Genomic DNA, 14,018 nt, shown 5'->3' on the forward strand with positions numbered 1-14,018 from the left:
CTGGTGCCGCCTATTGTGCGGGTTTGCGCCTCGCGGGGGGGGGCCGCGGCGGGGCCCCCGACCCCCTTCATCCGCCCTCCACGAAAGGCCACTCGTATGGTGATGTCACGCACCACCTCGGCGCCGCCCACGCGGCTGCTCCCCAGCCTCATCCCCGGAAGCGCGGCACGCGCGTTCTGGCCGTACCTCCTGCCGGGCCTCGCACTGCTGACCCTCATCGTCATCGTGCCGCTGGTCTGGAACATCTACCTCACCTTTACGAGCTATCGCGGCATCCGCCCGCCCGAATGGATCGGCCTCGAGAACTGGGAGAAGCTCTTCGCCGACGAAGTCTTCTGGACCAGCTTTGGCAACTCCATCGCCATGGTCGTCGCCATGGTCGTCGTGCCGACCCTGCTGGGCCTCGTGTTGGCGGCCATGCTCTTCGACCTCATCGGCAAGAAGTTCGGCGGCAAGCTCGCCAGCTTCTTCCGCGCGACCTACTACCTGCCGCAGATCCTCCCCGGCGTCATCGCCGCGATCGTGATCGGCTGGATCCTGCGCCCGCAGAACGGCGCCCTCAACGAGGTGCTCGAAGGCGTCGGCCTGGGCGGTCTCGCACACAACTGGCTGGGCAGCCCCGACACCGCGCTGCCCAGCATCATGGTGATCATGATCTGGGTGCAGCTCGGCTACCCGATCGTGATCTTCATGGCCGCCCTCGAGCGCGTCGATCCCGAGCTGTACGAAGCGGCGGAGCTCGACGGAGCCAACTGGATCCAGCGCTTCCGCTCGATCACCGTTTCGATCATCCGGCCCGAGATCTTCGTGGTCACCCTCACCTGCACTATCGCCGCGCTCAAGGTGTTCGGGCCGATCTACACCCTCACCGGCGGTGGCCCGGGCACGTCCACCATCGTTCCCGCCTACTACGCCTACAGCGAGTTCTTCCAGTCGCAGCAGGTGGGCTACGGCGCCACGATCGCCACCGCTCTCACCGTCGTCATCGCCGCCGTCTCGATCGTCTTCATCGTCTTCCAGACGCGGCTCGAGCGTAAGGAAGAGGAAATCTGATGACTTCCACACTCAGCACCGACACCGAGGTCGTCGCGGCGCCCCTCGTGAAGAAGCCTGCGCGCAAGCGGGGCGGGCCGAAGGGCAAGACCCCGGGCGACTGGGGCATCCTGGTCGTCGCCATCCTGCTCGGCCTGCTCATCGCCGTGCCGTTCTTCATGATCCTGCTCAACTCGTTCAAGTCGCCGGCCGACTACAACGCCAACGGTCCGCTCAGCCTGCCGACCGGTCTCGACTTCGGCGGCCTCACGAACTTCTGGGAGCGCGTGAACTTCCCCGAGAAGCTGTGGAACAGCTTCTTCATCTCGAGCATCGTCGCCGTCGCCGCGGTTCTCATCTCGATGCTCAACGCCTTCGCGCTCGGCATCGGGCGGGTGCGCGGCCGCACGTGGATCGTCGTGCTCATCCTGCTGGCGAACATGCTTCCGCAGGAGGTGCTGCTCTACCCGCTCTACTTCATGTTCAAGTCGGTGGGACTGTACGACAACCAGTGGGCCGTCATCATCGTCTTCGTGGTGATCCAGAGCGCCTTCGGCACCTATCTGCTCGCCTCGGTGTACGGCACGTTCCCGAAGGAGATCCTCGAAGCGGCATCCATCGACGGGGCGAGCCGCTGGCGCATCCTGTGGCGCGTGGTCTTCCCGATCTCGCGCGGCACCCTCAGCGTGCTGCTCATCTTCTTCTTCATCTGGACCTGGAACGAGTTCCTCATCCCGCTCACCTTCCTGGTCAGCAATGCGACGCAGACGGTGCCGGTCTCGATCGCCGTACTGCAGGGCGACCGCCTGATGGACGTCACCACCACGAGCGCGTCCGCGCTGCTCGGACTGCTGCCGACCCTGATCTTCTTCCTCATCTTCCAACGAACCCTCACCAGGGGCATTACCGCAGGAGCAGTCAAGTAACCATGAAATTCACCGACGGATTCTGGCACGCCCGCCCCGGGGTCGACGCCCGCTACGCCCAGGAGGCGTACGACATCGAACACCGCGACGACGCCATCCGCATTACCGCTCCGACCAAGGTGATCGAGCGCCGCGGCGACGTGCTCAACCGTGCCGTGCTCTCGGTGACGCTCTCCGCTCCCCTGCCCGGCATCGTCCGGGTGCGCATCGAGAAGAACACCGGCGGCGCGCGCAACCAGGGCTTCGAGCTCGATGGCGCGACGAACGAGGCCCCCACGATCGCGATCGACGAGGCCGGCGGCGTGATCACCTCGGGTCCGCTCAGCGCGCGCATCGCGGCGGGCTCGCCGTGGAATCTGTCGTTCGAGTCGGGCGGCCGGGTGCTCACGACGAGCGGCCACAAGTCGATCGGCCACATCGAGCTCGGCGCCGACGCTACCGTGACGGCCGAGCCGGCCGGCGTCTCCGGTGTCACCACCACGGGCCTCGCCGCCGCCCCCGCCTACCTGCACGCGCGGCTCTCGCTGGGCGTCGGCGAGCTGGTCTACGGACTCGGCGAGCGCTTCGGGCCGCTCGTGAAGAACGGCCAGACCATCGACATCTGGAACGCCGACGGCGGCACCTCGAGCGAGCAGTCGTACAAGAACGTTCCGTTCTACCTCACCAACCGCGGCTACGGCGTGCTCGTCAACCATCCCGAGCACGTGTCGTTCGAGGTAGGCACCGAGTCGGTCGAGGAGGTGCAGTTCTCGGTCGCGGGCGAGACCCTCGAGTACCTGGTCATCCAGGGCGACACCCCCGCCCAGATCCTCGAGCGTTACACCCGCCTCACCGGTCGCCCGGCGAAGGTGCCGGCCTGGTCGTACGGCTTGTGGCTGTCGACGTCGTTCACCACCGAGTACGACGAAGCGACCGTGTCATCCTTCATCGACGGCATGGCCGAACGCGACCTTCCGCTGAGCGTCTTCCACTTCGACTGCTTCTGGATGCGCGAGTTCAACTGGACCGACTTCGAGTGGGACCCGCGGGTCTTCCCCGACCCGGAGGGCATGCTCGGCCGCCTGCACGAGAAGAACCTGCACGTCAGCGTCTGGATCAACCCCTACATCGCCCAGCGCGCCGAGATCTTCGCCGAGGCGAAAGACGCCGGCTACCTGGTGAAGAAGGCGAACGGCGACGTCTGGCAGTGGGACATGTGGCAGGCCGGCATGGGTCTGGTCGATTTCACGAACCCGGATGCGACCAGGTGGTTCCAGGAGAAGCTGCGCGTCCTCTTCGCGCAGGGGGTCGACGCGATCAAGACCGACTTCGGCGAGCGCATCCCCACCGACGTCGTCTGGCACGACGGATCCTCGCCCGAGGTCATGCACAACTGGTACGCGCAGCTCTACAACGCCGCCGTCTTCGAGGTTCTCGAGGAGCACAGGGGCGAGGGTGACGCCGTGCTGTTCGCCCGCTCGGCCACCGTCGGCGGGCAGAAGCAGCCCGTGCACTGGGGCGGCGACAACTCGTCGAGCTTCGAGTCGATGGCCGAGACCCTGCGCGGCGGCCTCTCGCTCGCGCTCAGCGGTTTCGGTTACTGGAGCCACGACATCGGCGGCTTCGAGGGCAGCCCCGACCCCGCCGTCTTCAAACGCTGGGTGGCGTTCGGCCTCATGTCGAGCCACTCCCGGCTGCACGGTTCGTCGAACTACCGGGTGCCGTGGCTGTTCGACGACGGCACCGAGGCGCCCGGCCAGAGCGCCGTCGACGTGACCCGGCGGTTCACGAAGCTGAAGCTCGCGCTGATGCCCTACCTCTACCGGGTGGGCATCGAGGCGCACGAGACGGGCACGCCGTTCATGCGTCCGATGCAGCTCGAGTTCGCGGGCGACCCCTCGGTCGACTACCTCGACCGCCAGTACCTGCTGGGCCACGACCTGCTGGTCGCGCCCGTCTTCAGCGCGTCGGGCGACGTGCAGTACTACCTGCCCGCCGGACGCTGGACCAACCACCTCACCGGCGAGACCGCCGACGGCCCGAAGTGGCGCACCGAGCAGCACGGCTTCGACAGCCTGCCGATCTGGGTGCGCGAGGGCGCCGTGATCGTCACCGGTTCGCGCGAAGACCGGCCCGACTACGACTACACGGTCGACCCGCTGGTCACCGTCTACCCGGGGTTCACGGGCAGCCGCGGCATCGTGATCGACAACCCGCTCGATGGCACGGCTGTCACGCTGACGGCCGCGTCGGAGGGAGACTCGATCACGATTTCAGGGCCGGCGGATGTCGCGTTCCGCGCCGTTCTCGCCGGTGGCGAGCCGACCGGCAGCACCGACGGCACGGTGACGCTGTGAGCGCCGCCGACTACCGCGACGCCGGCCTGGTCTTCCCGCCCGAGTTCATCTTCGGCTCGGCCACGGCGGCGTACCAGATCGAGGGCGCGGCGGCCCAGGGCGGCCGCGGTCCTTCCATCTGGGACACCTTCAGCCACACCCCGGGCAAGACCTGGAACGGCGACACCGGCGACGTGGCGGCCGACCACTACCACCGGCTCGAGGGCGACCTCGACCTGATGGCGGCCCTCGGGCTCGAGGCCTACCGGTTCTCCATCTCGTGGTCGCGCATCCAGCCCACCGGGCGCGGCCCCGCCAACGAGGACGGACTCGACTTCTACGAACGTCTGGTCGACGGACTGCTCGCGCGGGGCATCCGCCCCATCGCGACGCTCTACCACTGGGATCTGCCGCAGGCGCTGGAAGACGAGGGCGGCTGGACGAGCCGCGCGACCGCGCTCGCGTTTGCCGAGTACGCGCGCATAGTCGGCGAGCGGCTCGGCGACCGCGTGCACACCTGGACGACGCTGAACGAGCCGTGGTGCTCGGCCTACCTCGGCTACGGCTCGGGGGCGCACGCGCCGGGACGCACCGACGGGGCGGCCGCGCTCGCCGCCGTGCACCACCTGAACCTCGCGCACGGCCTCGCTGTCTCAGCCCTCCGTGACGTGGTGACCGACGACCCGCAGTTCTCGGTCACGCTCAACCTGCACGTGTTCCGGGGCGAGGCTGAGGCCGTGCGCCGACTCGACGCGCTCGCCAACCGGGCGTTCCTCGGCCCGATACTCGAGGGCGCGTATCCCGCCGACCTCTTCGTCGACACGTCGGGCGTGACCGATTGGTCGTTCGTGCTCCCGGGCGACCTTGCGCTCATCCACCAGCCGCTCGACGTGCTCGGCGTGAACTACTACTCCACCAACCTGGTGCGCGAGTGGGACGGCGTCAGCGAGAAGCAGATGGCCGACGGGCACAAGGCGGCGAGCGGATCGGCGTGGCCCGGATCGGAGAACGTCGAGTTTCTGCCGCAGCCCGGGCCGTACACGGCGATGGGCTGGAACATCGACCCCTCCGGCCTCGAGGACCTGCTCATGGGGCTGCACGCGAGCTACCCGCAGCTGCCGCTGATGATCACCGAGAACGGTGCGGCGTTCGACGACCGAGTGGTCGACGGCGCGGTGCACGATGTCGAGCGGATCGACTACCTGCGCCGCCACATCACGGCGGTGCACCGTGCCCTCGAGCGCGGCGTCGACCTGCGCGGCTACCAGGTGTGGTCGCTGCTCGACAACTTCGAGTGGGGCTACGGATACGCGAAACGCTTCGGCATCGTGCGGGTCGACTACGCGACGCTCGAGCGGCTGCCGAAGGACAGCGCGCACTGGTACGCGCGGCTGGCGCGGGAGCACGTTCTGCCCGAGTAGCCGCACCGGCCAATCCGCCTGAGGCGCGGCGCCGAATCCCTTGTGGGGACACGTCGTCCCCGAGCATTTTCTGGGAATGGTGCACCACATGACTGAATCGACCGCGCGCATAGCCGTTATCGGCGGCTCCGGCCTCTACTCGCTGTTCGACCCCGAGGCGAGCGAGAAACGGCACATCGATACGCCGTACGGACCGGCCGACGTGACGATCGGGCAGCTCGGCGGTCGCACCGTCGCCTTCCTCACCCGGCACGGCGCCAACCACTCGGTCGCCCCGCACCTCATCAACTACCGCGCCAACATCTGGGCGCTCGCCTCGCTCGGTGTGAAGGCGATCCTGTCGAGCGCGGCGGTCGGCGGGGTCAGCCCCGACTACCTGCCCGGCACGCTCGTGCTCACCGACCAGTACATCGACCGCACGCACGGGCGTCGCGACACGTTCTTCGATCTGGTGTCGGTGCAGCACCTGGCCAGTGCCGACCCGTTTGACCCCGAGCTGCACGCGATCGCCGCGGCGACGCTGAACGGCGACGACGACGTGAAGACCACGGGCACGGTCGTCGTCATCCAGGGGCCGCGGTTCTCCACCCGCGCCGAGTCGCTCTGGTTCCGCGCGGCCGGCGCGCACACCGTCAACATGACGCTCTACCCCGAGGTGCCGCTCGCCGCCGAACTGAACATCGGCACGGTCAACCTCAGCTACGTCACCGACTCCGACGCCGGTGTCGCCGACGACGAGAAACAGGGCGAACCGCTCAGCGCCGCTCTGGTGTTCTCACGGCTCAAGGAGGCACAGCCGCGGATCGTGGCGGCGATCGAGGCGATCATCCGCGCGCTGCCCGAAGACTACGCCGGGCGCGAGCTCATCGACCCGGCCGAGGTCGCGAAGGTGATGGCACAGTGAGACTGCTCGTCACCGGCGGGGCCGGCTTCATCGGGTCGGCGATCGTCGAGGCCGCGCTCACGGCGGGCCACGAGGTGCGCGTGCTCGACTCGTTGCGCGCCGACGTGCACGGCGGCGAGCCGGTGATACCCGACGGCGTCGATTTCATCCGCGGCGATGTGCGCGACGCAGACACGGTAACGGCCGCGCTCGCGGGTGTGGACGTCGTGTGCCACCAGGCCGCGAAAGTCGGGCTGGGCGTCGACTTCTCCGACGCGCCCGACTACGTGAGCACGAACGAGTTCGGCACCGCCGTGGTGTTGGCCGCGATGGCGGAGGCCGGCATCCGGCGCTTCGTGCAGGCCAGCTCCATGGTCGTCTACGGCGAGGGCGCCTACCTCGGCGCGCGGGGCCTGACGCGACCGGCAGCGCGCAGGGTCGAAGACCTCGACGCCGGCCGGTTCGACCCGCTCGACGACGACGGCGGCCCGCTCGAACCGGCGCTCATCGTCGAAGACTCCCCGCTCGACCCGCGCAACGTGTACGCCAGCTCGAAACTCAGCCAGGAGCACCTCGCGACCAGCTGGGCCAGATCGACGGGCGGGGTCGCGGCTTGCCTGCGCTACCACAACGTCTACGGGCCGGGCATGCCCCAGAACACGCCCTACGCGGGGGTCGCGTCGCTCTTCCGCTCGTCGCTCGAGCGCGGGGAGGCCCCGCGGGTCTTCGAAGACGGCCGGCAGCGCCGCGACTTCGTGCACTCGCACGATGTTGCCGCGGCGAACCTCGCCGCCATCGACTTCACCGGGCGGGCGCAGGGCTCGCGCGCCTTCAACGTCGGCAGCGGGGTGGTGCACACGATCGGCGAGATCGCGCATCAGCTCAGCGACCACTCGGGCGGGCCGGCACCGATAGTCACGGGCGAATACCGGCTCGGCGACGTGAGGCACATCACCGCGTCATCCGACCGCCTGAAAAACGAGCTCGGCTGGGCCCCGCTCGTGACCTTCGAGGCGGGCATGCGCGAATTCGCGACGGCACCGCTGCGGGCGGCCGTCAGATGACCGTCGACGTCGTCTTCCCCTGCCTGAACGAGGAGCGCGCCCTGCCCTGGCTGCTCGGCCGGCTGCCCGAGGGGTACCGCGCGATAGTCGTCGACAACGGGTCGACCGACAACTCCGCCGAGGTCGCGCGCTCGCTGGGCGCGACGGTGGTGACCGAGACGCGTCGCGGCTTCGGCGCGGCTGCGCACGCGGGACTTCTCGCCGCGACCGCGCCGGTCGTCGCCTTCTGTGACGCGGATGCCTCGATGGACCCCCGCGACCTGCCCCGCGTCGTCGACCCGGTCGCCGCAGGCACGGCGGACCTCGTGCTCGGCCGCCGCCGCCCGACCACCCGTGGAGCCTGGCCGCTGCACGCCCGCATCGCGAATCGCGCGCTCGCCGCCCTCATGCGGGGCGCGACGAAACTCGACCTGCACGATCTCGGCCCGATGCGCGCCGCGAACCGCGAGGCACTGCTCGCGCTCGACCTGCGCGACCGCCGCAGCGGGTATCCGCTCGAGCAGGTGCTGCGCGCCCACGCCGAGGGCTGGCGCATCGTCGAGGTCGACTCGCCGTACGCCCCGCGCATCGGCCGCTCGAAAGTGACCGGCACGATCCGGGGCACCGCCATCGCCGTGCTCGACATGAGCCGCTTGCTGCGCGCGCAGAACCGGGCAACCCGTTAGCCGTACGGCTCCGAATGAGTGATGTCCGGCACGACTCCGGACGGCCTACTGGGAGGGCACACACCATGACCACACTGATCCTCATCGCCAAGGAGACCATTCCGGGCAAGGTCAAGACGCGCCTGCACCCGCCGCTGAGCTTGGAACAGGCCGCGACGCTCGCCGCGCTCTCGATCAGCGACACGCTCGCCGCCGTGGCGCACCTGCCGGCGAGCCGCCGGGTGCTGCTCTTCGACGGCGTGGTCACGCCCGAGGGCATCGACGGCTGGGACGTGGTGCACCAGGTCTCCGGCGATCTCGACGAGCGGCTCGCCGCCATCTTCGACGAGGTGGAGGGTCCCACGATCCTCATCGGCATGGACACCCCTCAGGTCTCGGCCCTCGATCTGGCGCCCGCATTCGCGTGGCCCGACGGCGTCGACGCGTTCTTCGGCCCCGCCAACGACGGCGGATTCTGGGCGCTCGGCATGTTGGAGCCGCGCGGAGACCTCATCCGCGGCGTGCCGATGTCGCGCCATGACACCGGGCGCATCCAGCTCGAACGTCTGCTCGATGCCGGCCTGAATGTCTCCATGCTCACGGAACTCACCGACGTCGACACGTTCGACGACGCCCTCGAGGCCGCCGACCTCGCGCCGCACACCGCCTTCGCCGCGGCCGTCGCGTTGTTCTGCGACGCGGTGCTGGTGCACGCGTGAGCACGGTCTCGCTCGCGCCCAACACGTTCGGATCGGGCGGCGCTGAGCCGTACGCCGAGGCCCTGCGCCGCAACGACGCCGTCACCCTGCTGCTGCGCGACGACGAACGGGGCGCCGCGACGCGATCGACGATGGATGTCGCCCGCTGGAATGCGGGGGCGGATGACGCGGATCTGACGTTGCTGCGCTCGGTCGCGGGCCCCGTGCTCGACATCGGCTGCGGGCCGGGACGCATGGTGCGCGCGGCCGCCGATCTCGGACTCGAGGTTCTCGGCGTGGATGTCTCCCCCACCGCGATCGCCATCGCCACCGAGGCCGGCCTGCCGGTGCTCCAAGGCAGCGTGTTCGACACGCTTCCGGGCGAGGGCGCCTGGCAGACGGCGCTGCTCGTCGACGGCAACATCGGCATCGGCGGCGACGTGCGCGCCCTGCTGTCCCGCTGTCGCGCGCTGCTGACGGCGACGGGCGAGATCGTGGTGGAACTGCACCCCGACGCCGGTCGCGACAACACCTACACGGGCCGTCTCGTCGACGCGCGCGGTGGCGAGAGCGAACTCTTCCCGTGGGCCGAGATCGGCCTGCGCCCCATGACGTCGCTCGCGGCGCAGCTCGGCTTCGCGCTACTGCAGTCGTGGACGATCGACGGCCGCACCTTCTGCCGCCTGGCCTAGCCCTCCCCGGTTCGCCCGCTGGTTGAGCCCGTCAAAACCCCGCCCGCCATCCCGAAAGTGCACTTGCGCACAGTGCGGATGCGCCCGCACCCACCACAACTGCACGCTCGCGCGCGAGCAGGGTTTCGATACGGCCGCGGGCGGCCTACTCAACCAGCGACACGGGCCGACCCGCCGATTGGGTCGCCCCCGCCGATTGAGCATGTCGAAACCCCGCCCGCCGCCTCGAAAGTGCACTTACGCACAGTGCGGATGCGCCCGCACCCACCACAGCTGCACTCTCGCGCGCGAGGGCGGGGTTTCGATACGGCCGCGGGCGGCCTACTCAACCAGCGGTGGCGCGTCTACGCGAGCGGCGCAGCAGCGCGTACACGCCGAGCGCCAGAGCCGTCACCACGGCCAGCACCACGTAGAACACCACGAGGTGCAGCCCGTAGTCGAGCGGCAGGAGGGTCTCGTTACCGGTTCCCATCGACTTCTTCAGCACGGCCGGCACGACGATCAGCGTCATGATGCCCGCGACCACGAGAGCGCCCTGAAGGATGAGCACGGCCGGCAGGGGCACGCGGAGGCGTCCGGCGGTCTTGCGCGTCACGATATTCGCGCCGAACACGGCGAGCGAGATGATCCCGTCGTGGATGACGAGGGCACCCAGCAGCCAGATGCCGATGCCGAGGTAGCGGGCGGGGCTCACGTCTTCGAGCAGCGTGATCCCGCCGACCACGAAGAACGCGAGTCCGGTCACGATCAGGCCGATCTGCCAGCGTCGGATGGCGGTCATGCCAGCACCTCCAGGGAACTCAGCCACTTGGTTTGCAGCACGCCGGGCCTGCCGGGGGCGATCATGCGGGCGGGGTAGCCGTGGTCGAGATCCAGGGTTTCGCCGTTCAGCTCGAGGGCGACGAGGGTGAGGTCGTCACGCACGTACTCCGGCCCCATGTGCATGATCGCGTACGAGCTGTTCTGCTCGAGGCTGGTCGCCTTGATCGCGGTTCCGCCGCGGGCACCGACGGCATCGACCAGGTCGCCGAGGCGCACGCCGCGCCAGGTCGCCATCTGGCTCCACCCCTCGACGCAGGCGATCGGAAGCTCCACGGTGTGCTGCGGCAGCGCGAGCAGCTGGGCGCGGGTGAACACCTTCGACTCGGTGCCGTTCAGAACGGTGAGCACCCAGTCGGGATCGGTCGCGGTGTCTTCGATCTTCGCGGCGGCGGCGGTGCGGTTGACGGGCAGGCCGTTCGGTCCGACGCCCTGCTTGCGGGGACCGAAGACGTTCGCGCCGTCGAGCAGCTTGAACGACTGTCCCGCGGTGAGGGCGACCAGGGCCGCGCTCGCGACGGTGACGATGGTGAGGAAGCCGCGGCGGCTGGTGCGCGGGGCGGCGGGCGGGGTCTCGTCGATCCAGCGGAAGAGCCTGCCGGTGACGCCCTCGGTGCGGATGATGGCGTTGCGCGTGTGCGAGGAGGTGAGCTTGGGACCCCCGCTGGTTGAGCTTGTCGAAACCAGGTCGGCGGGCGCTTCGACATGCGCTTCGACGCGCTCAGCGACCGAGGCGACCGAGGCGACCGAAGCGGCCGAAGCGTCCTCCTTGCGCCAGTGCTTCGCGATCACGTCGAGCTTCACGGCGATGTGGATGGCGAGCGACCCGATGATCACGAACGACAGCACGTAGTGCGTCTGGCGGAACGGGAAGGGGAACACCGCGTACAGCTGGTAGGTGTTGAGCAGGCCGATCACGATCTGCACGATCGACGACGAGACGAACAGCGCGATCGACGCCCGCTCGAGGAAGTGCGGGAACGACCGCACCGGCGGCGTCTGGAACAGCTCCGGGAAGACGATATAGAGCTTCGCGAGCAGCAGCGGGAAACACAGGATGCCGGCGGTGATGTGCACGCCCTGGCTCACCTGGTAGAGCGTGGTCGGCCGGGTGGGGAACACCATCCACGGCAGCGGGTCCTGCAGGAAGTGGCTGTAGATGCCGGTGCCGAAGCACAGCAGGAACGCGATGGCGAGCAGCCGGCCGATCACGACCGCCATGCGCGGGTTGCGCGAGGGCGCCGCGAGCGAGCGCCGCAATGCGCCCAGTAGTCTGTGCACCGCCGGAATGATCATGTCCATGATTCGTAGCCCCCGCCCAATCCGACAGGATGATCTTATGCGAATCGTGTTCACCGCCGTCGTCCTCGCGCTGAGCGCCCTCGCCACCGCGCTTTCCGTGTCGGCTCTGCCCTACTACGACCCGCCCGAGGGCAAACTCGAACCGCTCGTGTTCGTGACGGCGGGACTGTGGGTGTTGTTCGCGCTGTCGCTCGTGACGTTGCGCGGGGTGAGCGGGCGCGCATCCGTGGTTCTGGTTCTTGTCGGCAGCCTCGCGATCGGTGTCGCGGCGATGGCCGGCCCGCCGAACACGAGCACCGACTCAGCGCGCTACGCCTGGGACGGCATCGTGCAGAACGCCGGCATCTCCCCCTATACCTACGTTCCCTCGGACCCGGCCCTCGAAGAACTGCGCACCGACTGGCTGTTCCCGGCGCCGGTCGACGGAGAGTGCGTGGGCGAGCGGATCATGACGGTGGATGAACCGGGCACCGGCGATCTCGTCTGCACGGCCATCAACCGCGCCACCGTGCCCACCATCTATCCCCCGGCAAGCGAGCTCGTGTTCGCCGGGGTGCGCGCGCTCACCGGATCCGGCCCCGAATACTGGCCTTCCCAGCTGCTGGGTCTGCTCGTGAGCCTCGGCGTCACGGTGCTGCTGCTGCGCGCCCTGCAGAAGTCGGGGCGCGACCCGCGCTGGGCCGCCATGTGGGGCTGGAGCCCGCTCGTGGCCACGGAGGGCATCACGAACTCGCACATCGACATCGTGAGCGCCCTGCTGCTGCTGGTGGCCAGCCTGCTCGTGGCGTCCGGCCGCCGGTGGCTGGGGGGCGCGGCGCTCGGCGTGTCCATCGCGACGAAGCTGATCCCGGTGATCGGTGCGCCCGCGCTGCTCGGCCGGCGCCCGCTGCGGGTGATCGTGGCATCCATCGCCGTCTTCCTCGTTCTCTACATCCCCTATGTGATCGCCGACGGCATCCAGGTGCTCGGCTACCTGCCCGGTTACCTCACCGAGGAAGGCTACGAGAGCGGCACCCGGTTCATCATGCTGTCGCTCGTCGCCCCGGGTTCGGCGAGCCTCGTGCTCGCGGCGGTGCTCATCGCCGCGACGGGCGCGCTGGTCTGGTGGAAGACCGACCCGGCGAACCCGTGGCTGGGCCAGCTCGTGATGATCGGCGTCACCCTGCTCGTGGTCACGCCGCGGTACCCCTGGTACGCACTGCTGCTCGTGCCGATGATCGCGATGACGGGGCGCTGGGAATGGCTCGCGGTTCCCCTGGCGCTCACCGAGCGTCTGCTCATCCCGTCGGTGGAGCTGGCGCGCGTCTCGGTGGCCGTCGCGGTCGTGTTCATCCTCGTGATGAGCGTTCGACGGGCCGGGTGGGTGATCGTCAGCCCCCGGGATTCCGCGGAAGTTGCCCCGAGAGAATAACGGAACGGTAACAGAAGCGACTCATTCCAAACCCTTTTCTGGAGGAGACCGAACTCTCATCACGACCGAAAGTTCGCCCCAAACAGCAAAGGATCACATCATGCGCAAGTTCTACAAGGTCACCGTCGGCATGGCCGCAGCAACCCTCCTCGTCGGAGGCCTCGCCGCCTGCTCCACCAGCACCGAGTCGTCTTCGAGCGACGAGACGTCGCCGTCCGCATCCGAGGAAGCCGACCCCACGCCCCTGGCCTCGATCCCCGCCCTTGACGGCGTCGACACCCAGGTCACCCTCGATGCTGGCTTCGTAGAGGCCCTCGGCACCCTCGGCCTCACCCCCGGTGTAACCGGCGGCGCGACGCTCGACGCTGCGACCGGCACCCTCGCCTTCCCGATCACGGGTGGAAACGTCGACTACTACGACCCCGAGCTCGACTACCGCCCCTACGTCCAGGGCGAGATCGACCACGAAGGCTCCGGCATCACCCTCACGGGTGGCGACATCGTCGTCGGACTCTCCGACTTCAAGATCGACCCGGGCACCAGCCGCCTCACCGGCACGGTCACCGCTAACGGCGAAGAGGTCGGCACCGACGTCTTCATCTTCAACCTCGACGGTTCGACCCTGAACCCGCTGAGCGAAGACGCTGACGGCAACGCCGTTCTCGAGGGAACCACCGTGCTCGTCAGCTCTGACGCCGCGGCCCTGCTGAACGAGACCTTCGGCACCGACGCCGTCACCGACGAGCTCGTCGTCGGCATCGCGAAGATCACCGTCAACACCAAGTAGCACCCCACCCGGCACACACCGGGA

The 14,018-nt window shown here is 68.9% G+C and carries 13 protein-coding genes; 11 read left to right on the top strand and 2 right to left on the bottom strand.

Features of this window, described 5'->3' with window-relative positions; genetic code table 11:
* Positions 1-102 precede the first annotated feature (102 nt).
* The 9 genes from ACLQ6X_RS05830 (at position 103) to ACLQ6X_RS05870 (ending at position 9,675) form a co-directional block, all read left to right on the top strand.
* Entirely contained in the window at positions 103-1,053 is a 951-nt protein-coding gene (locus tag ACLQ6X_RS05830) for a carbohydrate ABC transporter permease (protein WP_411699230.1), read from the top strand.
* On the top strand, positions 1,053-1,958 hold the full coding sequence (locus tag ACLQ6X_RS05835; RefSeq protein WP_411699231.1) for a carbohydrate ABC transporter permease: 906 nt from the start codon (positions 1,053-1,055) through the stop codon (positions 1,956-1,958). The genes ACLQ6X_RS05830 and ACLQ6X_RS05835 overlap by 1 nt, the downstream gene beginning before the upstream one ends.
* Positions 1,959-1,960: 2 nt before the next feature.
* Positions 1,961-4,294, top strand: coding sequence for an alpha-xylosidase (yicI, locus tag ACLQ6X_RS05840; RefSeq protein ID WP_411699232.1), 2,334 nt, complete (start codon positions 1,961-1,963; stop codon positions 4,292-4,294).
* Positions 4,291-5,694 (top strand): GH1 family beta-glucosidase, encoded by a 1,404-nt coding sequence (locus tag ACLQ6X_RS05845; protein WP_411699233.1) that lies wholly within the window; start codon positions 4,291-4,293, stop codon positions 5,692-5,694. Before yicI ends, ACLQ6X_RS05845 begins: the two co-directional genes overlap by 4 nt.
* Positions 5,695-5,782: 88 nt before the next feature.
* A complete protein-coding gene (locus tag ACLQ6X_RS05850) occupies positions 5,783-6,598 on the top strand; it encodes an MTAP family purine nucleoside phosphorylase (protein WP_411699234.1) in 816 nt (271 codons plus the stop codon).
* Positions 6,595-7,641 carry an NAD-dependent epimerase/dehydratase family protein gene (locus ACLQ6X_RS05855; protein WP_411699235.1) on the top strand — a complete coding sequence of 349 codons (1,047 nt, stop codon included), beginning with the start codon at positions 6,595-6,597 and terminating at the stop codon, positions 7,639-7,641. Before ACLQ6X_RS05850 ends, ACLQ6X_RS05855 begins: the two co-directional genes overlap by 4 nt.
* Positions 7,638-8,306 carry a glycosyltransferase family 2 protein gene (locus ACLQ6X_RS05860; protein ID WP_411699236.1) on the top strand — a complete coding sequence of 223 codons (669 nt, stop codon included), beginning with the start codon at positions 7,638-7,640 and terminating at the stop codon, positions 8,304-8,306. The genes ACLQ6X_RS05855 and ACLQ6X_RS05860 overlap by 4 nt, the downstream gene beginning before the upstream one ends.
* Positions 8,307-8,371: 65 nt before the next feature.
* Entirely contained in the window at positions 8,372-9,004 is a 633-nt protein-coding gene (locus ACLQ6X_RS05865; RefSeq protein WP_411699237.1) for a DUF2064 domain-containing protein, read from the top strand.
* Positions 9,001-9,675: a class I SAM-dependent methyltransferase gene (locus ACLQ6X_RS05870; RefSeq protein WP_411699238.1), complete on the top strand. Its 675-nt coding sequence runs from the start codon at positions 9,001-9,003 to the stop codon at positions 9,673-9,675. Before ACLQ6X_RS05865 ends, ACLQ6X_RS05870 begins: the two co-directional genes overlap by 4 nt.
* 325 nt (positions 9,676-10,000) lie before the next feature.
* Here the strand turns inward: ACLQ6X_RS05870 and ACLQ6X_RS05875 are convergent, their stop codons facing one another.
* Entirely contained in the window at positions 10,001-10,456 is a 456-nt protein-coding gene (locus ACLQ6X_RS05875; protein ID WP_411699239.1) for a hypothetical protein, read from the bottom strand.
* Positions 10,453-11,796, bottom strand: coding sequence for a molybdopterin-dependent oxidoreductase (locus ACLQ6X_RS05880; RefSeq protein ID WP_411699240.1), 1,344 nt, complete (start codon positions 11,794-11,796; stop codon positions 10,453-10,455). Before ACLQ6X_RS05880 ends, ACLQ6X_RS05875 begins: the two co-directional genes overlap by 4 nt.
* Before the next feature lie 37 nt (positions 11,797-11,833).
* On the opposite strand from ACLQ6X_RS05880, the gene ACLQ6X_RS05885 reads away from it, so the two are divergent.
* Together ACLQ6X_RS05885 and ACLQ6X_RS05890 are read left to right on the top strand one after the other, a co-directional pair.
* The gene (locus ACLQ6X_RS05885) at positions 11,834-13,207 is read left to right on the top strand and encodes a glycosyltransferase family 87 protein (protein WP_411699241.1); all 1,374 of its coding nucleotides are present in this window, start codon (positions 11,834-11,836) and stop codon (positions 13,205-13,207) included.
* 100 nt (positions 13,208-13,307) lie between these two features.
* Entirely contained in the window at positions 13,308-13,994 is a 687-nt protein-coding gene (locus tag ACLQ6X_RS05890; protein ID WP_411699242.1) for a hypothetical protein, read from the top strand.
* The last annotated feature ends 24 nt before the right edge of the window (positions 13,995-14,018 follow it).

Origin of the sequence: Conyzicola sp., assembly GCF_046714715.1 — a bacterium.
Lineage (GTDB): Bacteria > Actinomycetota > Actinomycetes > Actinomycetales > Microbacteriaceae > Conyzicola.

Bases quoted from the DNA above. Each gene is read 5' to 3' on its own strand.
- ACLQ6X_RS05830 (WP_411699230.1), top strand. From the start codon at position 103: ATGTCACGCACCACCTCGGCGCCGCCCACGCGGCTGCTCCCCAGCCTC.
- ACLQ6X_RS05835 (WP_411699231.1), top strand. From the start codon at position 1,053: ATGACTTCCACACTCAGCACCGACACCGAGGTCGTCGCGGCGCCCCTC.
- yicI (WP_411699232.1), top strand. From the start codon at position 1,961: ATGAAATTCACCGACGGATTCTGGCACGCCCGCCCCGGGGTCGACGCC.
- ACLQ6X_RS05850 (WP_411699234.1), top strand. From the start codon at position 5,783: ATGACTGAATCGACCGCGCGCATAGCCGTTATCGGCGGCTCCGGCCTC.
- ACLQ6X_RS05860 (WP_411699236.1), top strand. From the start codon at position 7,638: ATGACCGTCGACGTCGTCTTCCCCTGCCTGAACGAGGAGCGCGCCCTG.
- ACLQ6X_RS05865 (WP_411699237.1), top strand. From the start codon at position 8,372: ATGACCACACTGATCCTCATCGCCAAGGAGACCATTCCGGGCAAGGTC.
- ACLQ6X_RS05875 (WP_411699239.1), bottom strand. From the start codon at position 10,456: ATGACCGCCATCCGACGCTGGCAGATCGGCCTGATCGTGACCGGACTC.
- ACLQ6X_RS05880 (WP_411699240.1), bottom strand. From the start codon at position 11,796: ATGGACATGATCATTCCGGCGGTGCACAGACTACTGGGCGCATTGCGG.
- ACLQ6X_RS05885 (WP_411699241.1), top strand. From the start codon at position 11,834: ATGCGAATCGTGTTCACCGCCGTCGTCCTCGCGCTGAGCGCCCTCGCC.
- ACLQ6X_RS05890 (WP_411699242.1), top strand. From the start codon at position 13,308: ATGCGCAAGTTCTACAAGGTCACCGTCGGCATGGCCGCAGCAACCCTC.